The following is a 25,127-nucleotide window of genomic DNA, read 5'->3' as shown; positions in this document are numbered from 1 at the left end:
GGGCGCTCTTATCTGAAATCCACCTATGGAACCCTTACAAACCGTCGGCAGTCCCGTCCTGTGGGGCGGCTTCATTGCCTTCGTCATCGCCATGCTCGCCCTGGACCTGGGCGTCTTCCACCGGAAGGCCCACGCGGTCGGCTTCAAGGAGGCCCTGGGCTGGAGCTCGGTGTGGATCAGCCTGGCGCTCGTGTTCAACGCGGGGCTGTGGTGGAAGTTCGGCGGAGGTCCGGCGGTGGAGTTCCTCACCGGCTACCTCATCGAGAAGTCGCTCTCCGTCGACAACATCTTCGTCTTCGTCGTCATCTTCTCCGCGCTGCGCATCCCCGCGCTGTACCAGCACCGGGTGCTCTTCTGGGGCATCCTCAGCGCGCTGGTGCTGCGGGCCATCATGATCTTCGCCGGCGTGGCCATGCTGGAGCGCTTCCACTGGCTCATCTACGTCTTCGGCGCGTTCCTCATCCTCACGGGCCTGAAGCTCTTCTTCCAGCGCAACAAGGAGGACCATCCGGAGGACGGGTGGATGATGAGGATGGCCCGCAAGAGCATCCCCTCCACCACGCGCTTCGACGGGCACCACTTCTTCACCATGGAGAACGGCCGCAAGCTGGCCACGCCGCTGCTCATGGCGCTCATCCTGGTGGAGGCGTCGGACATCCTCTTCGCGCTCGACTCCATCCCCGCAATCTTCGCCGTCACGCGGGATCCATTCATCGTCTTCACGTCCAACATCTTCGCCATCCTCGGCCTGCGCTCGCTGTTCTTCCTCCTGGCCGGCGCGGTGGAGAAGTTCAGCTACCTGAAGGTGGGCCTGGCGGGCGTGCTCATCTTCGTGGGCACGAAGATGGCCATCATCGACTTCGTGAAGATCCACCCCGCGGTGTCCCTGGGCGTCATCGCCGGCCTGCTGGGGGCCAGCATCATCGCGTCGCTCATCAAGTCGCGACACACGCCGCCGCACGCGCCCGTGGCGCCCGGCGCCGAGCCGCTCGCCAAGCCGTCGGAGAGCTGAAGCCCGCCTCGCGGCGCGCCTGGGAGTCGCCTCCAGGCGCGCCGAACCGACGCTCCGAAGAGACCTCCGGCACTGCCTGAGCCGAAAAGCGAAGAGGCCGTGAACCCTTGGGTTTCCCCTTGGATTCACGGCCTCTTCTGTTGGGCGCAGCAGGGCTTGAACCTGCGACCCCTGCCGTGTGAAGGCAGTGCTCTACCACTGAGCTATGCGCCCGCGCTTCGTGTGCGACCGAGACGCGACGAGGGGGTAAATGCCATCTGCCCCCGTGGGTGTCAACGCAATTTCAACTACAAGCCATCCAGCTTTTCTTCCAGTTCACGCAGTCGACGCTTGAGGCCGGAGAGCTGCTTGCCCACGGCCTTGAACTCGCTGCGCGGCGCGAAGTGGAACGCCTTCATCAGGCCCTCCTGGCCCTTGTCCAGCGCCTGCTTCCCGCGCTGAGCCTTGCCAATGGCGTTGGCGATGGCCATGGCCCGCTTCTCGTCGGCCATCAGCTTCTCCACCGCCTTGCTGGAGAGCTCCAACGCCTGCTTCTTCAAGTCGTCGCGGATACCCATGATTGTCCCCCCGGCCTTACGGCTCGTCGACGAACTGCGTCTGCAGCTTCGCGAAGACGCGGTCCGCGATGCCCTTGTACTTCATGCGCTCGATGAGCGGCTGCAGGTCGCCCTTCATGGAGATGCGGCGCTTGAGCACCGCCTCCACCGGATCCAACGTGCCCAGGAGCAGCTGCTTCCAGACGGTGTACGGCGCACGCGCCAGGTACACCGGCTCCAGTTCGTCCAGGTCATCCGGGTCCGCGAGCACGCGCGCCTTCTCGATGCGGCAGTCACCGGGGACGACGTGGATGACGAACGACTTCGCCAGCTTTCCGGGCTCGGCGTCGATGATGGCCCCGAAGTCGCCCTTCCAGCCTCGGCCGGCCACGGCGCACTCGGGATCTTCGTTCGTGAGCCGGACCGCTTCGTCCAGCCACTCCTTCGACGGGAACTTCGCCATGACCAACTACCCTCTCCGGAAGATGCTCTTGATGCTGGAGAAGAGGCCCCGGTCATCGCTGGTGCCGCTGGAGCTGGCCACCGGCTGATTCTCGCGCTTGATGACGACCTCCTGGAGCGCCTTCTTGAGCTGCTCCGGGGTGTCTCGCGTGGCCAGGTCCACCTTCCGCGGCACGCCGCTGGCCTCTTCAACCTCCACCTGGAGCAGACACTCCTCGGTGAGGCGGAAGTCGATCTTCCGCCCGGCGGCGGCGGAAGGAACACGCACGGTGCCCAGGTACTCGTTGTCCACCATCAGGTCGCTGTCACCCTGGAAGATGTCCAGCTCGATGAACTGCGCGCTCGGCTCCTTGGGCGGAGGCAGGCGGAAGCTCTTCACCATGGGGATGAGCGAGTTCTTCTCGATGATGCGCTTCACGCGGCCGTTGGGCAGCGCGTAGCCGATGGGCATGGACAGCGCGTCCAGCAGCGTCACCGCGTCGATGCTGCCCAGCGAGTCGCCCAAGAGCGCCGCGCCCAGGGCCACGCACTCGTCGGGGTGCACGCCCTTGCGGGGCGGCTTGCCGAAGTGCGCCTGGATCTTCTGCTGCACCAGCGGCATCCGGCTCTGTCCGCCGACGAGGATGATCTCGTCGATCTCCGAGCGGGCGATGCCCTTCTCCGCCAGGACGCGATCACAGATTTCGAACGTCCGGTCCACCAGGTCGCCGGTGAGGCTGTTGAGGAACTCGCGCGTCAGCGGGATGCGCAGGTCCAACGGCTTGCCCTTGCGCTCGTCGATGAAGGGCAGGTCGATGACGACGTTGGGGATGAGCGTCAGGTCGATCTTCGCCGCCTCGGCGGCGTTCTTGATGCGCTGGAGCGCGATGGTGTTCTCGGCGAGGTCGATCTTCGCCTCCTCGCGGAACCGCTCCAGCACGTACTCCATGATGCGGTTGTCGAAGTCCGCGCCACCCAGGAAGGAGTCGCCACCCGTGGCGAGCACCTCGAAGACGTTGCCGGACAGGTGCAGCACGGACACGTCGAAGGTGCCGCCGCCCAGGTCATAGACGAGGATCTTCTGGTCCAGGCCCCGGTTGAAGCCGTAGGCCAGCGCCGCCGCCGTCGGCTCGTTGACGATGCGCTTGACGTCGAAGCCGGCCAGCCGGCCCGCCTCCTTCACCGCCTGGCGCTGGTTGTCGTTGTAGTAGGCCGGGACGGAGATGACGGCCGCGTCGATGGGGCCGCCCAGGAACTGCTCGGCGATGGTCTTCAGCTGGGACAGCACGAAGCTGGAGACCTGGGGCAGCGAGTAGAGCTTGCCGCCCATCATCACCGCGGCGTCGCCACCGGGGCCCTCGACGATGTCGTACGGGAAGGCACCGCGGAGGTCTTCCACGGATTTGGAATGGTACTTCCGTCCGATGAGCCGCTTGGTCCCCCACAGCGTATTGCGGGGGTTGGTGACCATCTGGTCCTTGGCCACGCCTCCCACCAGCAGGTCGCCCTTGGACGACAGGGCGACGACGGAGGGGAGGATGAGATTGCCGCGATCCGTGGGGACAATCTTCGGGATGCGGTTGCGCACGGACGCCACCAGCGTGTTGGTGGTGCCCAGGTCAATCCCGACGATGCGAGGTCTGTCCGCCATGAAGTTCACAGGCGCGGGTCACAAGACGCACGCCCTCGTCCCACTCTGTATCACGTCGCGACTTCGCGCGCGCGTTTCTGGGCGTCCGACTCAGTCCCCTGATTCGGACCCCGTCGGCCCCGGGCCAGGCGACCCCAGGGGGAGTCCGCCCAGGACCCCCTCGGCGGACGCCAGGACCAGCCGATCATAGGGAGCCCCCTCCCCGGCTGGCAGCTCTTCCAGGAACCGGGACGGCCTCAAGAGGATGCGGTCTCCCTCCCGGGGCAGCACGGACAGGGGGTACACCAGCGCCAGGGAGTCCCGCGCCCGGGTGGTGGCGACATAGAAGAGGCGCCGCTCCTCCTCTTCCTCCTCCACCGAGCGAGCGGCCTGGGACATGGGGAAGCGCCCGTCCACCAGCCAGAGGACGAAGACAGCGCGCCACTCCAGCCCCTTGGCCTGATGGACGGTGGTGAGTGTCAGGACGTCCCCGGCGGCCTCGGCCCCCAGGGCCTCCTTCGCGGCGAACTCCGCGACCAGGGCCAGCTCCGACAGGAAGCGGGGCAGGTCCTCGAACCGGCGCGCGTACTCGGCGAGCTGGCGCAGGTCATCCTCCCGGCCCTCCTCGGGGGAGGACTCCGCCGCGAGCACCTCCGCGTACCCGCCCTCCAACACGTCCTCGATGAGGCGACCCGGGTCGGCGGCGGCCTCGGGACGTCCGAGCAGACCCATCAACTTCGCGAAGCGCTCGAAGCCCGGCTTCGACTTGCGCGACAGGTGGGTGCGGACCTCGTCGCGCTCCAGGCCCTCCGCCAGGGACAACCCCTCCGGCAGCGCCCGCAGGGACGTCCACAGGTGCTCCGCCGTCATCGGCCCCACCCCGGGCACCGCGCGCACCACCCGCTTGAAGGCGAGCTCGTCGCCGGGGTTGTTCACCAGTCGCAGGTGCGCCAGCACATCCTTGACATGGGGCTGCTCGAAGAAGCGCACCCCGGAGCGCACGCGGAACGGCAGGCCCCGGCGCGTCAGCTCCAGTTGCAGCTCCAGCGAGTGGTTGTGCGCGCGATAGAGGACGGCCATCGACTCCAGCGGCAGGCCTCCGTCGCGCAGTTCCTGGATGCGGCTCGCCACCCAGTGGGCCTGGTCGGCGGCGTCGAGCGCGGGGACGACGACGGGGCGCGCACCGGGGGGACGCTCCGCGACGAGCGCCTTGGGGAACTGCCGCTCGTTCCGGGCGATGGCCGCGTTGGCGAGCTGGAGGACCTCCGGGGTGGAGCGGTAGTTGCGCGTGAGCGTGAAGACAGCGCAGCCGGGATGGCGTTCGGGGAAGCCGATGATGTTGGAGAAGTCCGCGCCCCGGAAGCTGTAGATGGACTGGCAGTCGTCCCCCACCACCGTCAAGTCACGGCGCTCTCCGGCGAGCAGATCGACAATCTCTCCCTGGAGCTTGTTGGTGTCCTGGTACTCGTCCACGAGGACGGTGTGGAAGCGTTCGGTGAGCTGCTCACGCACCGCGGAGTGCTCGGTGAGCAGCCGCTTCAGGTTGAGCAGCAGGTCATCGAAGTCCATCAGGTGCAGCTGCGCCTTGCGCTGCCGGTAGCGCGCCGCCGTCGCGAGAATCTCCGGGGCCAGGGGCAGGAACTGGGGCCTCCGGTCGAAGAGCACCTCGGAGACGGCCTGCTGGAGGTTGGTGGCCAGCGACACCAGCTCCAACACCAGCTCCGGCCGGGGGAAGCGCTTGTCGCTCTTGAGCTTGCGCTCGGCCAGGCAGGTGACCATCAAGTCCCGGGCGTCCTCCCGGTCCAACACCGTGAAGCGGTCCGAGTAGCCCAGCACTCCCGCATGCTGGCGCAGGAGCAGGTGCGCCGCGTGGTGGAAGGTCCCACCGAGGATGCGCCGCACGTCCGCGAAGGAGCCCGCCAGGTCCGCCACGCGCCGGGTCATCTCCCGCGCGGCCTTGTTGGTGAAGGTCAGCAGCAGGAGGTTTTCCGGCGCGACGCCCCGCTCCAGCAGGCGGGCCACCCGGAAGGTGAGCGTGCGCGTCTTGCCGGAGCCCGCCCCGGCGATGACCAGCACGGGCCCGGCCTCCGCCTCCACCGCCCGGAGCTGCTCCTCGTTGAGCAGGCCGGCGTAGTCGATGCGCGACGAGGCGCTCGTCGGAGCGACTGTCCGAGGGATGGGGAGGGAGGCCATGGGGCGGCGAACTCTAACCGCCCCGCCCTCCAGGGACGAACGGATCAGTCGCTTCAGGGCACGGGCTTGAGCGCCGTCAGCCGCGCGGAGGCGGCCTCGCGGACCTGGGGCGAGGGGTCTCTCTCCCGCGCCAGCTCCAGGAGCAGCCGCCCCAGCTGCGGCAGCTTCGTGCCCACCGACGCCAGCGCGGCGGTGCGATCCTTCACCCCACCCTCCAGCCGCTCGGCGACGCCCCGGTCCGAGCAGGTGCGGATGCCCGGGCTCTGCTCGCGCAGCATCAGCTCCGCGTCCGCCAGCCGCGCCTCGGTCAGCCTCCGCGCCTCCTCGGCCCGGCGCTCGAACTCGGCCAGGTCCTCGGGGAACTCGCTGGACGCCGCGCGGGCCCGGGCGATGACTCCGGCGGCGAAGCGCGCGTTGACGGCCGCCGCGCAGAGCTGCCGCGCGGACGCCAGGGGCACGCGGCCCTCGGCCGTCACCGTCTCCTCGCGCGCCACGCCCAGCGCCCATACCGCGAGCTGCCGCGCGGCCACCGCCGCGGAGAAGGGCTGCTTGCGCGCCTCGCGGATGTCCGCCCAGCGCCTCAGGACGACGGGGTCCGGCACGCCGGAGTCGAAGGCGCGCTGGTACTCGGTGGACGCCTGACCGAGCTGACCGGAGAGGTCCAGCAGCACCGCCACCGTGAGGTACATCTCCGCGCTGCTGGCCCGCTCACGCAGGGCATCCAGGCGCGAGGCCACCTCGTACTCGGCCACCGGACGCGGCAGAGAGGAGAGCACCGTGCGCAGCGACTCCAGCGCGTTCTGGCGGATGAGCGGATTGCGCGCGGAGCGCAGCGCGTCCAGCAACGGGTCCAACGCGCGCACCGACACGTGCTGGCCCATCTCCTCCGCGGCCTGCCACCGGTCCAACGCATCCGGCGCCACCATCGCGCGCTTCAGGTCCTCCAAATCCCGCAGGTAGTGCCCCACGTACGACGCCTGCACCAGCGGCTCCGGCTGGGCCAGCGCCGCCCGCTCCGTCCGGGCGCGAGCCAGCCGCGCCGGGAAGCCGGTGAGCTTGGGCCCCAGGGGATGCGCCTTCACCCGCGCCTCCGCCTCGTCCACGAGCCCCGAGACGAGCAGCCCTTCGACCTCCAGCTCCAGCAGGAGGGTGCGCGCCTCCTCGCGGTGCGCGCCGGCCGCGAAGTCCTTGAGGTACGCGAACAGCTTCGCCGCGCCGCCGGCCTTGGCCTGCTCGAAGGCCTGTCCGTCCAGCCGCGACTCCACTTCCAGGCGGCGCGGATCATCCGGCTTCTCGCGCAGGTACTCGGCCAGGCGCCGAGGGTCCTGCGTCGTCGCCAGCTCCTGCGTCTCCACCTCCGCCATCAGCCGCCGCGCCTCGTCGCGCTGCAGGCCATCCGGGTGCTCCTGGAGGAACTGGCGCCACGCGGCCACCGTGGCGGCCTCCTTCGCGGCGTTGAAGCGCAGGCCCTCCAGCAGCGTCTTCGCGGTGCGCGTATGCGGCGCGTCCGGATACACCTCCAGGAAGCGCTTGTAGGCGAGCACCGTGTGCAGCTTCTTCGCGTCCTCGAACTCCAGCTCCTCCAGCCGTGACTCGGCGGCGTCCGCGTCCGGGTGGGTCGGGTTGTCACGCAGGAAGGCGCGGTAGCCCTCCACGGTGTCAGTCCTTGCGGCGCGGTCATACGGCGACGGCAGACAGCCAGCAGCGGCCAGCAGGAGGACGGCGAGGGCTCGGCGAAGGGCGACCATTCTCCTCGCAGCAATACCGCACCCCGGCCCCCCCGGAAACCCGAGCCGCCACGGACGGCTGCCTGGGTAGGTTTTTTGACGACACAAACCACCGGGGCGAGCATGGGTGCCTCAGGACGCTACAGGGAGGTCGCGCATGCGGTGGCTCACGCTGATGGGAATGCTCGCGATGGCGGCGACGGGCTGCGCCACCCCGTCGAACCGGCTGGAGCCGTGGCTGGACTCCTACGCCGTGCGCTACCGCTCCGCGTCCCCGCCCGCGTTTCCCCGGGAGTCGCTCTCCAGCCCCGTGGCGCCCAAGGCCCAGACAGCCGAGCGCAAGGCCACCCCCGCGAAGCGCACGCCCCCGCGCGCCACCGCCGCGCGTCCGTCGAAGGACAAGCCGGGCAAGCCCGCCACCACGCAGGCGAGCACCCACGCCAGGCCCGTCTCCGCGGATGCGCGCGCGAAGGTGCTCGCCGCGGCCCGCTCGCTGGTGGGCAAGCCGCAGGTGACGCTCGACGGGCGCAAGTACCCGGCGGACTGCACGGGACTCATCGAGGGCGTCCATGCCCAGGCGGGGCTGTCCTTCCGGGGGACGCTCAAGCCCGGCGACAACGGCGTCACCGCCCTCTACCGCTACGCCCGCGCGAATGGCCGCGTGTACACGGAGGGGCGCCCGGTGCCTGGAGACCTGGTCTTCTTCAACGAGACGTATGACCAGAACCGCGACGGCCGCCGCAACGACGGCCTCACGCACGTGGGCATCGTCGACTCGGTGGACGCCCAGGGCACCGTCACCGTCATCCACCGCGTGCGCCGGGGCGTCGTGCGCTACCGGATGAACCTGGCCCGCCCCCACCTGCCGAGAGATCCGAAGACGGGGGAGGTGCTCAATGACTTGCTTCGCCACGCCGGCCCGAACAAGGACCCGGTCCTCACCGGTCAGCTCTTCGCCTCGTTCGGCAGCGTGCTGCCCCCAAGCCCGGCGGCGAAGAAGGCCGCGCCCGTCCCCGTCGCTTCTCTTCGGTAGACGGCAGGCGGTGGAAAGAAGAAGCGCCCGGCCCCCAGAGGGACCGAGCGCCGGGACGCACGACGTGCGCGTGACTCAGGACGCGCGAGCGGTGCGGTCCCACGCGGCGCGCTGCGAGTTGCGCAGGAAGCGCCAGAAGCCCACGACGATGGCCAGGTTCATGGTGGTGAAGTAGTAGGCCACGGAGGCGACCCGCTTCACCGCGCCACGCTTCAGCACCCCCACCTTCCCCAGGTACGCCAGGGCGTAGAACAGCCCCTGCCCCAGGAGGGTGAAGCGGTAGAACACGCTGTCGAGCAGGAACAGGTTGGCAATCAAAGCCAGTCCCATCAGCGCGGGCGCGCACCAGCGCAAGAGCTTGTGGGACCAGAACGCGAACGCGGGGAAGCCCGCGGTGGGCAGCAGCAGGCCCGGCACCATGCGGAGGCTCTGGAAGTTGCCCGCGGCGATTCGCGCGCGGCGGCCGAACTCCTTGCCGTAGTCCTCCGTCGTCTCCTCGTGGGCGACGGCCTCTTCCTCGTACGAGACCTTGTAGCCCTTCTCCAGGATGCGCAGCGGGATGACGAAGTCGTCGACGATGGTGGACGCGGGCAGCTCCGTGAACAGCGTGCGACGGATGGCGTACAGGCCACCGTTGGCCCCCACCACCGCGCCCCGGCGCCCCTCGTACATCTTGATGAGGGACTCGTAGCTCCAGTACGCGCTCTCCTCGTAGTCCTGCTTCGTCGGATTGTAGAGCCGCAGCTTGCCGCAGACGGCGCCGACCTCTGGATCCTCGAAGTGGCGCACCAGCTTCTGGATGGCCTCCGGCTCAATCATCGTGTTCGCGTCCGAGAGGACCACGATGTCGCCCTTCGCCGTCGGGATGCAGCGGTTGAGCACCGTCGTCTTGCCCGCGCGCGGCGCCGGCGACAACCGCACCCGCTCATCATGGCACTGGAGCACCCGCTCGTTGGTTCCATCCGTGGAGCCGTCCGAGCCAATCACCACCTCGAAGCGGTCCGCCGGATAGTCGAGCGCGAGGCTGTTCTCCAGCTTCTGCTCGATGCAGGTCACCTCGTTGTACGCGGCCACGACGAGGCTCACCGAGGGAGCCGGCCCTCGAGCGGCCGCAAGGCTCCGACGAGGCTCCCCTCCCCGCATCGACCGGACGTTGCGCGCCACCTGCGCGGCGCCATCCAGCACGAACAGGCTCAATGGGTAGAGAAAGTACGTGTGCGCCAGCAGCAGCGCGGAACACCAGAAGAAGACCTCCGCCATCGACCATGCCTCCCAAGACCCAGTCCCCGACTCCGCCCGGGTGACAGCAAGAGGCATGCCCCGCGCACCGCCGCGCGTTCCGCCCGTGGAAACCCGGCGGGATGAGGATCAACGCCACGGTGGGACTGGACTTTCTCCAGCCTCACGGTGGACACGACGGACGTCGTTTCAGGGCTGGAAGCCGCCCTTGTCGAGCTGCTCGAGCAGCTTGCGCGCCAGCTCATGGTTCGGGTTGAGGGCCCGCACTTCGTCCAGCAGTGAACGCGCCATCTTCGGGTCCTTCATGCGCAGGGCCAGGCGAGCCCCGAGGACGTGGGCGCGCAGGAGCGTGCCGTCCGCCTGGCGCAGCCTCTCCAGCTCGTTCGCGGACTGCGCCACGGAGTCCGGAGGAGAACCGGAGCTGAGCACGTACTCGGCCCGTGCCACCGTGCTCCAGATTTTCGGAGCGCTCTCCACGTTGCGCAGGCGCTCCGCCAGGGCCAGGGCGTCCGGCGCCGCCGTCACGCCCGCGTGCAGGGCCAGGGCCTTCACCCGGGCGGCCAGGGCTGGAGCGGGCTCCACCTCCGGCGCGGCTTTCAGCGCGGCGGCGAGGACGTCCAGCTCCTTGCGGAGCTTGTCGACCTCCGTCCTCAGCGGGGCGCTGACACGAGCGAGGCCGTCGCTCTCCTCCTGGAGCACGTTGACCCGACTGGGCCAGTCCACCGGCAGCTGGTTCTTCTGGTAGGCGGAGATCTCCCGCTGGACGTGTTCGTTCCGCATGCGCAGGCGATCCGCCTCCGCCTGGAGTTCACCCAGGCGCAGGGACAGCGCGCCGACGAGCTCGGCCTGCGCCTCGGTGTACTTGGGATGCGTCGCCGTCAGGGCCCTGAGGCTCGCGATGGCCTGGTCCCTTGAGACCGCATCATCCTTGCGGAGCGACGCCACCGCGCGGTCCTTGTCGGCCACCGCCGCCGCGGGCATGTTCGCGTCGCGGTCCCTCCATGCCGGATAGGCGAGCACGCCCGCCAGGAGCACTCCCGCCCCCACCAGCAGGCCGATCCACAGACGGGAGGCGCTGCTCGAGGGCTCCAACCCGGGAGACTCGGGGCGGTCTCGGCCCGCCGCGAGCAGCTCGGGAGGAAGGGAGACGCTGGGCCGTCGCGGCGACGGCGAGGCGGAGGAACCCGAGGGCCCTTGCGCTCCGAAGGCACCGATTCCGGGAAGCTCCTCTGGGGGCAACCGCACGCCTCCGTCGGAATCCTGGGGAGCCCCATACAGCGACGTCTTGCGAGCCACCGGTGACGCGTCGGAGTCGACGGCCCCGAAGCTCTGGGTGCCGCCCGCCGAGCCCGCTCCGTAGACACGGGTCTGGGTCTCGCCGGGGAACGCGGACGCGTCACCCGTGGGGGCGGACTGCTCGGCCACCGCGCCGAAGGTCAGCGTCCGGCCCAGGGGCGCGAGGCCTTCGGTGGCACCGACAGGCTGCTTCAGGCTCCCCGTCACCGGAGCAATCGTGGGCGGCACGGAGCTGCCCTGGCTCGTGTTTCCGAAGACCTGGAAGGACTGCGTCGTGTTCGGCACCACGCCCTGTGAGCCCGAATCGGACCGCACGGGAGGCACCGCGCCGAACGTCTGCGTTGTGTTCGGCACCGCGCCTTGTGGGCCGGAATCCGTCCGCACGCGAGGCACCGCGCCGAAGGTCTGCGTCGTGTTCGGCACCGCGCCTTGCGAGCCCGAACCGGACCGCACCGGAGGCACCGCGCCAAATGTCTGCGTCGTGTTCGGCACCGCGCCCTGCGAGCCCGCACTGGAGCGCACCGGAGGCACCGCGCCGAACGTCTGCGTCGTGTTCGGCACCGCGCCCTGCGGCCCTGAACCCGAGGCGACCGGCGGCACCGCGCCGAACGTCTGCGTCGTATTCGGCACCACACCGTGCCGCCCTGAACCCGAGGCGACCGGAGGCACCGCGCCAAACGTCTGCGTTGTATTCGGCACCGCGCCGTGCGGCCCTGAATCCGAGGCGACCGGAGGTACCGCGCCAAACGTCTGCGTCGTATTCGGCACCGCGCCCTGAGCGCTCGCCCCCTGGCCCACCGGAGGCACCGCTCCGAACGTCTGCGTCGTATCGGGAACAGCGGTGTACGTACTCGAACCCTGGCGCACCGGCGGCACCGCGCCGAACGTCTGCGTCGTATTCGGCACCCCGCCCCGCGGACCCTCGCCCGTGCGAGCCCCGCCCTCAACGGGCGGCACCGCTCCACTGGACGCACCGGCACCGAAGATCTGCGTGCGCAGCATGCTCGAGGCCGCGGGTGTCGGGGCGGAGGGCCACGAGCCGCTCGGCGTGCGTGGCCCACCGGGTTCCGCGAGTGAAGGACGCGGAGCCTCCGCCTGCGGCGACGCCATGAACACATGGCCACAGCGCGTGCACTGGACCGAAGCCCCTCCTGGCGGCAGCAGGCGGGGGTCGAGGACATACTGCATCGAGCACTGAGGGCAGGCGATCTGCACGCCGCGTGCTTACCACACGGGCCCGGCATCCGGAGCCGGCCCCAACACCGTGGCCGCCTGGAGGGTCTTCAACCGGGCAGCACCCACCCCAGGCACCTCGTCCACGGCGTCCCAGTTCGCGAAGCCGCCCGCCGCCTCGCGGGCCTCCACCAGCCCCCGTGCCAGGGACTTGCCCACTCCCGGCAACAGCGCCAGCTCCTCCTCCGTCGCGGCGTTCAAGTCCAGCCGCCGCCCCAGCGCCAACGCCGTGGCCCCCGTGGGCACCTCGCCCTCACCACACGTGGCCACACCGTCGGAGCGGAGCCGCACGGCCTCCGGAGGACAATCCAGCGCTGGCTCGGAATCCGGCCAACGCCAGCGAGCCATCGCCCCCAACCCGATGACACACAGGGCGACGACGGCGAGCGCCGCGGTGCGCCCCGCAGCCACCCGCTCAGACCTTCTCGCCCTTGAGCGCGGCCGTCTCGGACACGGTCGCCACGCCCTCGGGGGGCAGCGGCTGATCCAGCCCGAACGCCGTGTGCAGCGCCCGCACCGCCAGCTCCGTGTACTTGGCGTGGACCACGCAGGACACCTTGATCTCCGAGGTGGAGATGATCTGGATGTTGATGCCCTCGGACGACAACGCCGTGAACATCCGCGCCGCCACGCCCGAGTGGTTGCGCATGCCCACGCCGACGATGGACACCTTGGCGATGTTCTCGTCCGTCTCGATGCCGGCGGCGTGAATCTCCTTCACCGCCTCGCGCACGACCTCCTGCGCCTTGAGGAAGTCCGACTTGCCCACCGTGAAGGTCAGGTCCGTGCGCCCATCCCGCGACGGGTTCTGGACGATGAGGTCCACCACGATGTTCTTCTCGTCGAGCGGCCCGAAGATCTTCGCGGCGACACCCGGCACGTCCGGCACGCCACACACGGTGATCTTCGCCTCGTTCCGGTCATACGCCACGCCGCGGACCAGCACGTCCTCCATGGACTTGTCCTCCTCACACACGAGTGTGCCCGGGTCCTGGGAGAAGGACGACTTCACCCAGAGCGGCACCTTGTACTTCATGGCGAATTCGACCGAGCGGATCTGCAACACCTTCGCGCCCACGCTCGCCAGCTCCAGCATCTCCTCGTAGGAGATGCGGTCCAGCTTGCGCGCGGCGGGGACCATGTTCGGGTCCGTGGTGTAGACGCCGTCGACGTCCGTATAGATTTCACAGGCATCCGCCTGGAGCGCCGCCGCCACCGCCACCGCCGTGGTGTCCGAGCCGCCGCGTCCCAGCGTCGTGACGCTGCCCGCATCGTCCACGCCCTGGAAGCCCGCCACCACCACGATGTGGCCCTTGGACAGGGCCGCGCGGATGGGCTGCGCGTCGATGCTCTTGATTCGCGCCTTGGAGAAGGTGCTGTCGGTGACGATGCGCACCTGATGCCCCAGGAAGCTCGTCGCTTTACCGCCCTGCGCATGGATGGCCATGGCGACGAGGCCGATGGTGACCTGCTCGCCGGTGGCCACCACCACGTCCTGCTCCCGCTCGTCTGGCCGGTCGGTGATCTGCGCCACGAGCTTGAGCAACCGGTTGGTCTCTCCCGACATCGCGGAGACGACCACCACCACGTCATGCCCCGCACCCTGCGCGGCCAGACAGCGGCGAGCGACGTTCTTCATCCGCTCGGTGTCACCCACGGAGGTACCGCCATACTTCTGGACGATCAGCGCCACGGAGTCCGTGACCTCCCTCTTCAGTCGGCGGAGCTATACGAGCACGGCTCCCGGGTGTAAAGCCCCGCTGCGGAAGACTCCTGAATCCGCCACCCCTTGTTGGAGCCCCAATGTCGCGCCCCCGCATCCTCATCGACGGAGACACCCTGACGCTGGAGCAGATTCTCCAGGTCGCTCGGAACGAGGTCACCGTGGAGCTGGCCCCCGAGGCCGCCACCCGAGTCCGAGCCGCCCGCGCGCTCGTGGACCGGGTCGCCGCCGGAGACACGCCCTCCTACGGCATCAACACCGGCTTCGGCACCCTCGCCGAGGTCCGCATCGACAAGAAGGACCTGCGCGACCTCCAGCGCAACCTCATCCTCTCCCACGCCTGTGGCGTCGGCACGCCCCTGCCCCTCCCCGAGGCCCGCGCGCTGCTGCTGCTGCGCTGCAACGTGCTGGCGAAGGGATACTCCGGCATCCGCTCGGAGACACTGACGCTGGCGCTGGAGATGCTCAACCGGGGCGTCATCCCCGTCGTCCCCGAGCGCGGCAGCGTGGGCGCCTCCGGTGACCTGGCCCCGCTGGCGCACCTGGCGCTCGTCTTCATCGGCGAGGGTGAGGCCTTCCACCAGGGGCAGCGGCTGCCCGCGCGCAAGGCGCTGGAGATGGCCGGACTCCAGCCCGTCGTCCTCGAGGCCAAGGAGGGCCTGGCGCTGGTGAACGGCACCCAGGCCATGTGCGCGGTGGGCACCCTCCTGCAGCTTCGCGCCGAGTCCCTCGCGGAGCTGGCCGACGTCGCGGGCGCGATGACGCTGGAAGGGCTGCTCGGCAGCCACAAGCCGTTCATCCCGGAGATTCACGACGTGCGGGCCCATCCGGGCCAGAAGGCCTGTGCGGCGCACCTGCGGCGCATCCTGGTCAACAGCGAGCTGGTGGAGACGCACGTCAACTGCAGCAAGGTGCAGGACCCCTACTCGCTGCGCTGCATGCCCCAGGTGCACGGCTCGGCGCGCGAGGGCCTGTCCTTCGCCCGGCGCATCCTCGAGGTGGAGGTCAACAGCGCCACGGACAACCCGCTCGTCTTCACCGAGACGGAGCGCATCGTCTCCGGCGGCAACTTCCACGGCCAGCCCATCTCCCTGGCGATGGACGTGGTGGCGATGGCGCTCACGCAGCTGTCCTCCATCAGCGAGCGGCGCGTGGAGCAGTTGGTGAACCCGTCCTTGTCGGGTCTGCCCGCGTTCCTGGCGAAGAACTCCGGGCTCAACTCGGGCTTCATGATTGCCCAGGTGACGAGCGCGGCGCTGGTGGCCGAGTCGCGCGTGCTCAGCCACCCCGCGTCGGTGGACTCGATTCCGTCCTCGGCGGGCCGCGAGGACCACGTGTCCATGGGCATGACGGCGGCGCTCAAGGGCCGGCAGGTGAGTGACTTCACCCGCTCGTGTCTGGCCATCGAGTTGCTGGTCGCCGCGCAGGCCCTGGACTTCCGCCTGCCTGGGAAGCCCGGCAAGGGCGCGCTGGCGGCCTACGAGCTCATCCGCACGAAGGTGCCGCACATGGACAGGGACCGGGAGCTGCATAAGGACATCGAGGCGGTCAGCCAGTTGGTCGACTCTGGCGAGCTGCTCGCGGCCGTGCGCTCCGCCACCGCCTGAGCACAATGCCTGACTGAAGTGCGACGGCCCGCTCCCGGGAGTACTCCGGGGCGGGCCGTCTTCATTCAACGTGATGCGGAGCGCGTGCTACCGACAGGTCCCGAAGTAGGACTGGCGGAACGCCGTAGTCCGACCCCAGGTCGCCCAGTTGAGACAGTCACAGTCCCGCGTGCCCACGATCGTGGTGTACGTCGCGTCGCTGTAATACGTGTGCTCGTAGTACACCCCATCGCAGTTGGGGATGGAGTCCTCTCGCGAGGTGAGATCTTGTGCCTCGGTGTCCTCCACCACGGGGCCACCGCAGCCAGCCAGCATCAACCCCACCGCGAGCAACGCACCGCTGATGAATCTTCCAGCCTGCATTCATGCCTCCAGGGACTGCCTATGGGTTGTACGACTCTTCCAGACGACGTCTGCCCATTCAGGCCTCGGGAGTCTGCGGCGGGACACACAGATCCGTAACGATGGAGTACTGGGTCGACTGGCCCCATCTCGTCCAACGCCCGCAACCGCAGCCGCTGTATCCCACGATCTGCGTGTACTGAGCGTTGGAGTAGGAGATGAACCCCTCGGTGGTGTCTGAACAGTTGGGAACCAGGGCCTCACGCGAGGTCAGGTCCTGTGCCCCAGTGTCTTCCACCGTGGGACCACCGCAACCAACCAACATCAACCCCACTGCAAGCAACGCACCGCTGACGAAATTTCCAGCCTGCATTCATGCCTCCAGGGACTGCCTATGGGTTGCACGGCCTTCCCAGGTTAGCACACTGAGATTGATTTACCCATTCCACCATTCCTGAGAGGGGATGAAGCAGGGCGTCAGAAACGAGGCAGTCCGCTGTCCTCCCGGTATGACAAAGAAAAGACGGAGGCTCCCATCTGGGCCATCCCAGCGGGGGCATCCAGTGGAGCCAGTCGAACCTCCACGAACACCAATCGTCCGTCACGCTGGGCCCGCACCGCTTCGGCCAGCACAGGCCCAAGCTGCTCCGGCTTCTCGATGAGCAAGGTCAACGACTGCCCCGGCACGCCCAGGGCATCGCAGACGGCCGGGTAGTTCCACCGGGGGATGTCGTTGTAGACGGACTCCGGCCCCATGATGAGTCGTTCGATGGTGTAGCCCGCGTTGTTGATGAGGAACACGAGGGGCTTGAGCTTCAGGTGAAGCAGCGTGGACAGCTCCTGCGCCGTCATGAGGAAGGAACCGTCTCCGATGAAGAGCAGGTGGCGCCGCTCCGGGACCGTCGCCAGACTGGTCCCCAGCACCGCCGGAAGTGTGTAGCCGATGGAGCACCACAGCGGCTGGGCCACCCAGCTCACGCCTCGGGGCAGCTGCGCGGACGCGAAGCCCACCATGGGGCTGCCCGCCTCGACGAGCAGGACATCCTCCGGCTCCAGCAACCCCGCCAGCGCGGGCCAGAGCTGCGAGTGCGTGAGCGACGTCCCGGCCTTGGTGATGGGCACCGGCGCCCGGGCCGCCGCCATGGCTCGCAACCGCGCCGAGCGCGGAACAAAGTCCTGGGCCCTCCGTTCGCCCAGCGCCTCCTTCAGCGCCTCCAGCACCTCGCTCAACACCAGGCCGCTATACAGCGAGGGCGGCACGCCCTGGGTGCCCTGCCCGAGCGCGGCGCTGGAGAGCTGAAGGTCCACCAGTCGCGACGGCTCCAGGCGAAGCGTAAACGAGTTCGTGTTCAGGTCCGTGAAGCGCGCGCCCAGCCCCACCACGCAGTCGGCGCCGTCCACCCAGTCCCGCACGTATGGGTCAGCCAGACGCCCGCCATAGAAGCCGAGGAACGCCGGATGTCCCTCGTCCACCAGGCCCCGCGCGGAGCTGAGCAGGGCGATGGGAAGACTGGCGGCCTCCGCCAACGCGAGCACCTTCGGCGCGAGGCCAAAGCGCTGGATGTCGCTGTCCACCAGCAGCGCGCAGCGACGGGCACCTCGCAACCTGGGCACCAGCTCCGCCAGGAGCAGCCGGAGACTGTCCGGATCACTCCGAGGCTCCTCCCGCACCAGCCGTCCCTCGGGCGCGGGGACGTGCTGGAACGTCACGTCGGTGGGGAGCTGGAGATACACGGGCCGCCGCTCCCGGAGGCACGTGCGTAGCACCCGATCTATCTCATGGGGCGCATTCGCCTGCGTCAGCACCGCATGCGCCACGGTGAAGGGCGCCATGCTCGCCAGCGTGTTGCCGAAGTCCCCATCCCCCAGGCTGTGGTGGAGCGCCGAGCGCTTCTGGAGATGGGACAGCGGCGGCGCCCCGGTGATGGCCACCACCGGCACGCGCTCCGCATATGCGCCCGCGATGCCATTGACGGTGCTCAGCTCCCCCACGCCATACGCGGTGAGCAGCGCGGCAGCCCCTCTCATGCGGGCATACCCATCCGCGGCGTAGGCGGCATTGAGCTCGTTGCAGCACCCCACCCACCGCAGCTCCGGATGCTTGAGCAACTGCTCCAGCACACCCAGGTTGAAGTCCCCCGGCACCCCGAAGACATGACGGATGCCCAGCTCGCACAGGCGGAACAGCAGATAGTCTCCGACGGAGACCGACGCTCCACTCGACTTCATGAAAACATGACTCACGGCAATTCCTTCCCCGCACAGCGGATACAGCCGGGCATCCCCAGACGCCCTGGATTGATACGAAAGGAATTGCATGAAAAATCCCGACGACTCAATCCGGGGAACCCCTGCCCTCCCCCGCCCGTCAGCTTCCCATCAATCCGAGCGACACGTGCTCGAGCGATAGCACCTTCGTACAAGTGATTGGGCGCCTCGGGCAATCACAGACACACCCCGCAGACGGGCCTTCTGCGGGGCTGTCTCACCTCACCTGCGGGCGTGTCAGGGATAGCGGGGCACGTTCGGCTCGGGCTCGGGGAGCGGAATGAACTCCGTCTCACCGGGAACCTGGCCGATGCGCCCCGCCTTCCAGTCTTCCTTGGCCTGCTCGATGCGCTCCTTCGAGCTGGAGACGAAGTTCCACCAGATGTGCCGAGGCGCATCCATGGGCTCGCCGCCAAAGAGCAACAGGCGGGATTGCGCGGCCCCGCCGCCCCGGGCGACGACTTCCGCGCCCGGACGCAGCACCAGGAGCTGACCTGGGCCGAAGCTCTCCCCGCCGACCTCCACCTGGCCCTCCGCGATGAACAGGCCACGCTCCTCGTGCACGGTGGGCACGGGCAGCCGGGCGCCCACGGCGAGCTTCACGTCCGCGTAGAACAGCGGCGACTGGGTGCGCGCCGGAGACTTCTCCCCGAACAGCTCCCCGGCGATGAGCCGCAGCTCCAGGCCATGGTCCTTGATGACGGGCAGCGCCTCCGCGGGCGTGTGCTCGAAGGACGGAGCGACTTCTTCATGCGAGCCGGGCAGCGCCACCCAGAACTGGATGCCGAACAACCGGTTCGCCTTCACGCGCGCGTCCGGCGGCGTGCGCTCCGAATGGACGATGCCGCGCCCCGCCACCATCCAGTTCACCGCGCCAGGACGAATGGTCTGCACCACGCCCAGCGAGTCCCGGTGCAGGACCTCTCCGTCGAACAGATACGTCACCGTCGCCAGACCGATGTGCGGATGGGGGCGCACGTCGAGCCCCTTGCCCGCCTGGAGCACGGAAGGGCCCATCTGGTCCAGGAAGATGAACGGGCCCACCATCCGCCGCCGCGACGACGGCAGCGCCCGGCGCACCTCGAAGCCATCCCCCAGGTCCCGCGTGCGCGGAACGATGACGGTCTCCAGCGCGGAGCCAGGCTCCGCGTCTACATAGGGTTCCTCGGGCATCTTCCAGGCCATCCGTACACACTCCTGTAAAAATACGACGCGTCGGCAAATGCCATGGGCAGGCCCAGACTCTCCAGCTCCATGCGCCCTGCTTCCCTTCAGGCCGGAAGAAAGGCGTTGTCAAGCTCAGCCCCTCATCACGACTGGCATTTCCAGAAAAGGAGATGCCAGCATTTACGGCTAACACCGTATCCACGGATGATTCCGCATTCCCTTCTTTCCGTCACTCCCTCGACGGGAGGAGGGAACTGTCCCAATCCCCTGGAGGACGTTGTGAAAGCCTCGTGCACGGCTGTTCGAGCTGCTGCGGTGAGATGCGTTGTCCTGACCTTGCTACTGGCTGGAGTCCTGGCGGGCCGCGAAGCGTCCGCGGCGCCCTTCACCCTCTTCGAGAGCGGACAGGTGCGCCCCCTGGCCCTCTCCCCCGATGGCAGGTTGCTGTTCGCAGTCAACACGCCGGACAACCGGCTGGAGATCTTCCGCATCGGCAACAGCGGGCTCAGCCACCGGGGCTCGGTGCCCGTGGGCCTGGAGCCCGTGGCGGTCGCCGCGCGGACGAACGACGAGGTCTGGGTCGTCAACCATCTGTCCGACAGCGTCAGCATCGTGCGCGTGGACGCGGAGGGCCAGGGCGGCATCGTGACTCGCACGCTGCTCGTGGGTGACGAGCCCAGGGACCTGGTCTTCGCGGGCCATGGCCGTCGGCGCGCGTTCATCACCGCGGCGCATCGCGGACAGAACGCGCCGTTCGACCCCCAGCTCACCACGCCGGGCGTGGGCCGGGCCGACGTCTGGGTCTTCGACTCGGAGCAATTGGGCAGCTCGCTGGGCGGCACGCCGCTCACCATCCTGTCGCTGTTCGCGGACACGCCCCGGGCCCTCGCGACGACGCCCGACGGCTCGCGGGTGTACGCGGCGGCCTTCCACTCGGGCAATCGCACCACGGTGCTGCACGAGTTGGCCGTACCCAACGGTGGCGAGGCCGCGGGCGGCGTTCCGGGCCCCAACACCAACTTCGCGGGAGTCCCCGCCCCGGAGGTCTCCGTCCTCGTCAAGTACAACGGGCAGGACTGGGTGGACGTGCTGAACCGCTCATGGACGTCGCAGGTCCGCCTCTCGCTGCCGGACAAGGACGTCTTCACCATCGACGCCACCTCCAACCCACCCGCGCCGCTCACCGGCGGCGGGAGCGTCTACGCGGGCGTGGGCACCATCCTGTTCAACATGGTGGTCAACCCGGCCAACGGGAAGGTGTACGTCAGCAACACCGAGGCCCGGAATGACCTGCGCTTCGAGGGCCCCGGCTCGTTCGCCAACACCACGCTGCGCGGCCACATCCACGAGAGCCGCATCACCGTGCTCGGCCCCACCAGCGTCACGCCGCGCCACCTCAACAAGCACATCGACTACGGCACCTGCTGCGCGCCCACGCCCAATCCGGAGAGCGAGAAGAGCCTGGCGCAGCCGCTGGGCATGGCGGTGACGTCCGACGGCGCCACGCTGTTCGTCGCGGCCTTCGGCTCCTCGAAGCTGGGCGTCTACTCCACCGCCGCGCTGGAGGCGGATACGTTCGTGCCGAGCGCTTCGAATCAGATTCAGCTCACCGGCGGCGGGCCCACGGGCCTGGTGCTGGACGAGGCACGGCGGCGGCTCTACGTGCTCACCCGCTTCGACAACGCCATCTCCGTCATCAACACGACGACGCGCCAGGAGATTGCCCACCAGCCCATGTACAACCCGGAGCCCGCGAGCGTGGTGGAGGGCCGTCCGTTCCTCTACGACGCGCGCAACAGCTCCAGCCACGGTGACTCGTCCTGCGCCAGCTGCCACATCTTCGGCGACTTCGACAGCCTGGCCTGGGACCTGGGCAACCCGGACGGCGCGGTGAAGAGCAACCCCATTCCCGTGGTCCCCATCATGCCCGAGTTCGGGAGTGATCCGACGTTCGGTCAGAGCACGGCCTTCCACCCGCTGAAGGGCCCCATGGCGACGCAGAGCCTCCGGGGCATGGCCAACCACGGCCCCATGCACTGGCGAGGAGATCGCAACGGCGGCGACAGCGCGGCGAACGCCCAGCCCAACAGCGGCACGTTCAACGAGTCGGCGGCCTTCAAGCAGTTCAACCCGGCCTTCATGGACCTCTTGGGACGCAGCTCGCAGCTCACGCCCCAGCAGCTCCAGAAGTTCACCGACTTCGCGCTGCAGGTCGTCTATCCGCCCAACCCCATCCGCAAGCTGGACAACTCCCTCACGCCCTCGCAGCAGGCGGGCCGGGACTTCTTCCTGAACACGACGACGTTCTTCCACGGTCCCTGCGGCTCATGCCACACGCTCGACCCCAACGCGAACCCTGGCGAAGGCGTCTTCAAGGGCTTCTTCGGCACGGACGGACGGTCCTCGTTCGACGTGGTGCCGCAGTTCCCCAAGGTGCCGCACATGCGCAACCTGTACCAGAAGGTCGGAATGTTCGGCGCGCCCTTCGCCACCGGCAACCTGCCCGTGGACCCCTTCCTCGGGGACCAGGTGCGCGGCTTCGGCTTCAACAGCGACGGCACCGTGCCCACCCTCTTCGCCTTCAACAGCGGCTTCGACTTCCACCCCATCTTCAACGCGGTGGGCATCCCCGACACGCCCGAGGGAATCGCCGCGAAGCGGAACATGGAGCAGTTCATGTTCGTCTTCGACAGCAACCTGGCGCCCATCGTCGGGCAGCAGGTGACGCTGACGGCCGCTCGGGCCAGCGTGGTGGCACCGCGCATCAACCTGCTGGTGGCGCGAGCGAACGCGGGTGAGTGCGAGCTGGTGGCCAAGGGCCGGGTTGGCCCGCACGATGCGGGCTTCCTCTACGTGGGAGGAGGTCAGTTCATCGTCGACCGACACGGTGTGCCAGGCGTGTCGGATGCGAACCTCCGCGCGGCCGTCACCGCGAGCAACGGCGTGCTGACGTACACGTGCGTGCCCCAGGGCTCGGGGACGCGCATCGGCATCGACCGGGACCTCGACGGCTTCCTCGATGGTGACGAGCGGGCGGCAGGCACGAATCCAGCGAACCCGGCGAGTCACCCGTAATCAACTGAAACACAGCTCATGGGGATCCGCCTCATCAGGGCGGGGAGGTCCAGCCAATCTTGCCATGTCTAGGCAAGCCTCCTAGATATGCCTCACGCGTTCCGCCCCGTCTCATCGGCTGCCGTGCCCCCGCGCGGCAGCCGTGTCGCTTCCTCATCCTGTGAGGGCGACGCGTTGACATGCTCGACACCCCCTCCTTGTCGGCTCCCTCTCCGGCTTCTTTTCCTTCCAGCATCGCGGATGCATTCGAAGCCCAGGTGGCGCTGCGTCCACACGCCGTCGCGGTCAGCAGCGACGGCGTGTGCTTGACGTATGAGCGGCTCGACGCGCGGGCGAATCAGCTCGCGTGGCGTTTGCGAGCCATGGGCGTCGGCCGGGAGCATCCGCGGGTGGGTGTCTGTCTGCCTCGCTCCGCGGACCTGCTCGTCACCCTTGTGGCCATTCTCAAGGCGGGCGGTGCCTACGTTCCGCTGGATCCAGACTATCCGTCCGAGCGACTGCAACTGATGGCGGAGGACGCGGGCGTCCACGTCATCGTCACCCAGACACGCCTGCGCTCCCGACTGCCCACGGACGGTGCGCCCACGCTGAGCCTGGATGTGATGGAAGCGGAGCTGGACGCGCTTCCTTCGCATCCACCCTCGCGAGCGGTCTGCCCGGACGACCTGGCCTATGTCGTCTTCACATCGGGCTCCACGGGCAAGCCCAAGGGCGTCTGTGTTCCCCACCGGGGCGTGCTGCGACTGGTGCTGGGCGCCAACTACGTGGACGTGGGCCCCGACGACGTACTGCTCCAGCTCGCGCCCGTGGCCTTCGACGCGTCGACGTTCGAAATCTGGGGCTCGCTTCTCAACGGCGCGAGGCTCGCGGTGTTCACCCAGGGCGCGGCGGGGCTCGACGAGCTGGGGCCCTTCCTGGAAGCCCAGGGCGTGACGGTGGTGTGGGTGACGACGGGCCTCTTCCATCAGCTCGTCGAGTTGGGCCTGCCCGGAATGGGCCGCGTGCGCGAGCTGCTCACGGGAGGCGAGGTCCTCTCCGTGCCCCATGCGCGCAAGGCGCTGGAGCAGCTTCCGCACGTTCGCTTCGTCAACTTCTACGGCCCCACCGAGAACACGACCTTCACCAGCTTCCATCCCATGCGAGGAGCACTGGAGGCGGAGGACACCACGGCCGTCGCCATCGGCCGCGCCATCTCCGGGACGCGGATGTATGTGCTGGACGAGGCGATGCGGCCTGTTCCCACGGGAGCGGTGGGCGAGCTGTACACGGGCGGCCAGGGCCTCGCGTGGGGCTATTGGGAGCGCGCGGACCTGACGGGTGAGTGCTTCCTGCCGGACCCGTGGAGCGAGACGCCCGGTGGCCGCATGTATCGCACCGGAGACCTGGTGCGGGAGCGCGCCGATGGGGCCATCGCGTTCATCGGCCGTCGCGACCATCAGGTGAAGCTCCGAGGCTTCCGCATCGAGTTGGGGGAAGTGGAGAGCGCGCTGCGCCAGCATCCCTCGGTGTTGGAGACCCTCGCGCTCGTGCGCGAGGACTCGCCGGGAGACCGGAGGTTGGTCGCGTACGTCGTCGCGCGAGCGACCTCCATCGAGCTGCGCGAACACCTGCAGCGCCTGCTCCCCCATCACATGGTGCCGGCCGCCATCGTGGTGATGGACGCACTGCCACTCACGCCCAACGGCAAGGTGGACCGCGCGTTGCTGCCCGCGCCCCAGTCGCGCTCCGAGGACTTCGTCGCACCGGAGTCGGCCCTGGAGACAGCGGTCGCGCGCATCTGGGAGGAGGTGCTGGGCGTGGGAGCGGTGAGCGCCACCGCGAACTTCTTCGACCTGGGGGGCCACTCACTGCTCGCCACGCAGGTCATCACCCGGATGCGCGAGGTGACCCGCCTCCACCTTCCGCTGCGCGCCCTCTTCGACAGGCCCGTCCTTCGCGAGCTGTGCGCCAGTCTCCAGGAGAGCGATAGCGCGTTCGCCGAAGACGTCATCCGGCCAGCGCGGGGCGAGGCTCGGCTGAGTCCATCGTTCGCGCAGCAGCGACTGTGGTTCCTGGACCGGTGGATGCCTGACACGGCCGTGTACTCGCTGCCCATGGCGTTCCGCTTGGAAGGGACACTCGATATCGCGGCCCTTGAGCAGAGCCTCCAGGCCCTGGTCGACCGTCACGAGTCCTTGCGCACGACGTTCCCGGGTGACGGCGCTCCCGTGCAACACGTGGCTGAGTCGGTGTCTGTGAGGCTGGAGCTGAGGACCGCGACATCACTCGAACAGGCCCAGGCCCTGCTGCGTGCGGCGGCGGAACGGCCGTTCGACCTGGCTCGCGGCCCTCTCTTTCGCGCGCTGTTGGTGACGACCTCGGAGCATGAGCATCTGCTTTTGCTCAACCTCCACCACATCGTCTCCGACGGCTGGTCCTTCGGCGTCCTCTACCAGGAACTCTCCGCCGAATACCTCTCACGGCTCCAGAGTGTTCCTTCTCCCCTGGCCCCGCTCTCCATCCAGTACGCCGACTTCTCCTCCTGGCAGCGCACCTGGCTCTCCGGCGACACCCTCTCCTCCCAACTCGACTTCTGGACCCGCCTCCTCGACGGCGTCCCTCACGT

The 25,127-nt window shown here is 68.7% G+C and carries 17 protein-coding genes, 1 tRNA gene and 1 pseudogene; 5 read left to right on the top strand and 14 right to left on the bottom strand.

What is annotated here, in order from left to right; genetic code table 11:
• The first annotated feature begins 25 nt into the window (after positions 1-25).
• Complete coding sequence (locus G4D83_RS22705; RefSeq protein ID WP_163866904.1) at positions 26-1,012, top strand: TerC family protein; 987 nt, start codon at positions 26-28, stop codon at positions 1,010-1,012.
• Between the two features lie 141 nt (positions 1,013-1,153).
• Here the strand turns inward: G4D83_RS22705 and G4D83_RS22700 are convergent.
• The 6 genes from G4D83_RS22700 to G4D83_RS22675 form a co-directional block, all read right to left on the bottom strand.
• Positions 1,154-1,225: transfer RNA gene (locus G4D83_RS22700), tRNA-Val, on the bottom strand.
• A gap of 74 nt (positions 1,226-1,299) precedes the next feature.
• Positions 1,300-1,569, bottom strand: coding sequence for a hypothetical protein (locus tag G4D83_RS22695; protein ID WP_163866903.1), 270 nt, complete (start codon positions 1,567-1,569; stop codon positions 1,300-1,302).
• Between the two features lie 16 nt (positions 1,570-1,585).
• Positions 1,586-2,011 (bottom strand): SCP2 sterol-binding domain-containing protein, encoded by a 426-nt coding sequence (locus G4D83_RS22690; protein ID WP_163866902.1) that lies wholly within the window; start codon positions 2,009-2,011, stop codon positions 1,586-1,588.
• Between the two features lie 6 nt (positions 2,012-2,017).
• A complete protein-coding gene (locus G4D83_RS22685; RefSeq protein ID WP_163866901.1) occupies positions 2,018-3,640 on the bottom strand; it encodes an Hsp70 family protein in 1,623 nt (540 codons plus the stop codon).
• A 90-nt stretch (positions 3,641-3,730) separates the two neighbouring features.
• Positions 3,731-5,812, bottom strand: a complete 2,082-nt coding sequence (locus tag G4D83_RS22680) for an ATP-dependent helicase (protein WP_163866900.1) — start codon at positions 5,810-5,812, stop codon at positions 3,731-3,733.
• Between the two features lie 53 nt (positions 5,813-5,865).
• A complete protein-coding gene (locus G4D83_RS22675; protein WP_163866899.1) occupies positions 5,866-7,560 on the bottom strand; it encodes a HEAT repeat domain-containing protein in 1,695 nt (564 codons plus the stop codon).
• A 136-nt stretch (positions 7,561-7,696) separates the two neighbouring features.
• On the opposite strand from G4D83_RS22675, the gene G4D83_RS22670 reads away from it, so the two are divergent.
• Positions 7,697-8,572 carry a CHAP domain-containing protein gene (locus G4D83_RS22670; RefSeq protein WP_163866898.1) on the top strand — a complete coding sequence of 292 codons (876 nt, stop codon included), beginning with the start codon at positions 7,697-7,699 and terminating at the stop codon, positions 8,570-8,572.
• A gap of 75 nt (positions 8,573-8,647) precedes the next feature.
• Here the strand turns inward: G4D83_RS22670 and G4D83_RS22665 are convergent, their stop codons facing one another.
• From G4D83_RS22665 to G4D83_RS22650, 5 genes and pseudogenes are all read right to left on the bottom strand, one after another.
• On the bottom strand, positions 8,648-9,832 hold the full coding sequence (locus tag G4D83_RS22665; RefSeq protein ID WP_163866897.1) for a glycosyltransferase family 2 protein: 1,185 nt from the start codon (positions 9,830-9,832) through the stop codon (positions 8,648-8,650).
• A gap of 168 nt (positions 9,833-10,000) precedes the next feature.
• Positions 10,001-12,013, bottom strand: coding sequence for a hypothetical protein (locus G4D83_RS22660; protein WP_240356505.1), 2,013 nt, complete (start codon positions 12,011-12,013; stop codon positions 10,001-10,003).
• 210 nt (positions 12,014-12,223) lie between these two features.
• A pseudogene (locus G4D83_RS47265) lies at positions 12,224-12,322 on the bottom strand (zinc-ribbon domain-containing protein); the annotation flags it as partial.
• Positions 12,323-12,331: 9 nt separating this feature from the next.
• Positions 12,332-12,751, bottom strand: coding sequence for a ComEA family DNA-binding protein (locus G4D83_RS46915; RefSeq protein WP_275902388.1), 420 nt, complete (start codon positions 12,749-12,751; stop codon positions 12,332-12,334).
• A gap of 4 nt (positions 12,752-12,755) precedes the next feature.
• Positions 12,756-14,033, bottom strand: coding sequence for an aspartate kinase (locus G4D83_RS22650; RefSeq protein WP_163866895.1), 1,278 nt, complete (start codon positions 14,031-14,033; stop codon positions 12,756-12,758).
• Positions 14,034-14,143: 110 nt separating this feature from the next.
• On the opposite strand from G4D83_RS22650, the gene hutH reads away from it, so the two are divergent.
• Positions 14,144-15,670 (top strand): histidine ammonia-lyase, encoded by a 1,527-nt coding sequence (gene hutH / locus G4D83_RS22645; RefSeq protein WP_163866894.1) that lies wholly within the window; start codon positions 14,144-14,146, stop codon positions 15,668-15,670.
• Positions 15,671-15,757: 87 nt separating this feature from the next.
• On the opposite strand, the gene G4D83_RS22640 is transcribed toward hutH, so the two are convergent.
• The 3 genes from G4D83_RS22640 to G4D83_RS22630 all read right to left on the bottom strand — a co-directional run bounded on the left by G4D83_RS22640 (position 15,758) and on the right by G4D83_RS22630 (position 19,465).
• Positions 15,758-16,033: a hypothetical protein gene (locus G4D83_RS22640; RefSeq protein ID WP_163866893.1), complete on the bottom strand. Its 276-nt coding sequence runs from the start codon at positions 16,031-16,033 to the stop codon at positions 15,758-15,760.
• Positions 16,034-16,489: 456 nt separating this feature from the next.
• The gene (locus tag G4D83_RS22635; RefSeq protein WP_163866892.1) at positions 16,490-18,241 is read right to left on the bottom strand and encodes an alpha-keto acid decarboxylase family protein; all 1,752 of its coding nucleotides are present in this window, start codon (positions 18,239-18,241) and stop codon (positions 16,490-16,492) included.
• Positions 18,242-18,517: 276 nt separating this feature from the next.
• Positions 18,518-19,465 (bottom strand): pirin family protein, encoded by a 948-nt coding sequence (locus tag G4D83_RS22630; RefSeq protein ID WP_240356504.1) that lies wholly within the window; start codon positions 19,463-19,465, stop codon positions 18,518-18,520.
• Positions 19,466-19,783: 318 nt separating this feature from the next.
• Between G4D83_RS22630 and G4D83_RS22625 the strand changes: the two genes are divergently transcribed.
• Positions 19,784-22,522 (top strand): hypothetical protein, encoded by a 2,739-nt coding sequence (locus tag G4D83_RS22625; RefSeq protein ID WP_420826653.1) that lies wholly within the window; start codon positions 19,784-19,786, stop codon positions 22,520-22,522.
• A gap of 179 nt (positions 22,523-22,701) precedes the next feature.
• Positions 22,702-25,127: non-ribosomal peptide synthetase (locus G4D83_RS22620; protein ID WP_163866890.1), on the top strand; the 2,426-nt coding region annotated here is incomplete at its 3' end.

Origin of the sequence: Myxococcus eversor, from assembly GCF_010894455.1 — a bacterium.
GTDB classification, from domain to species: domain Bacteria; phylum Myxococcota; class Myxococcia; order Myxococcales; family Myxococcaceae; genus Myxococcus; species Myxococcus eversor.
Note: the sequence above shows the minus strand (reverse complement) of the source record. Positions and strands in the feature narration are given on the sequence as shown.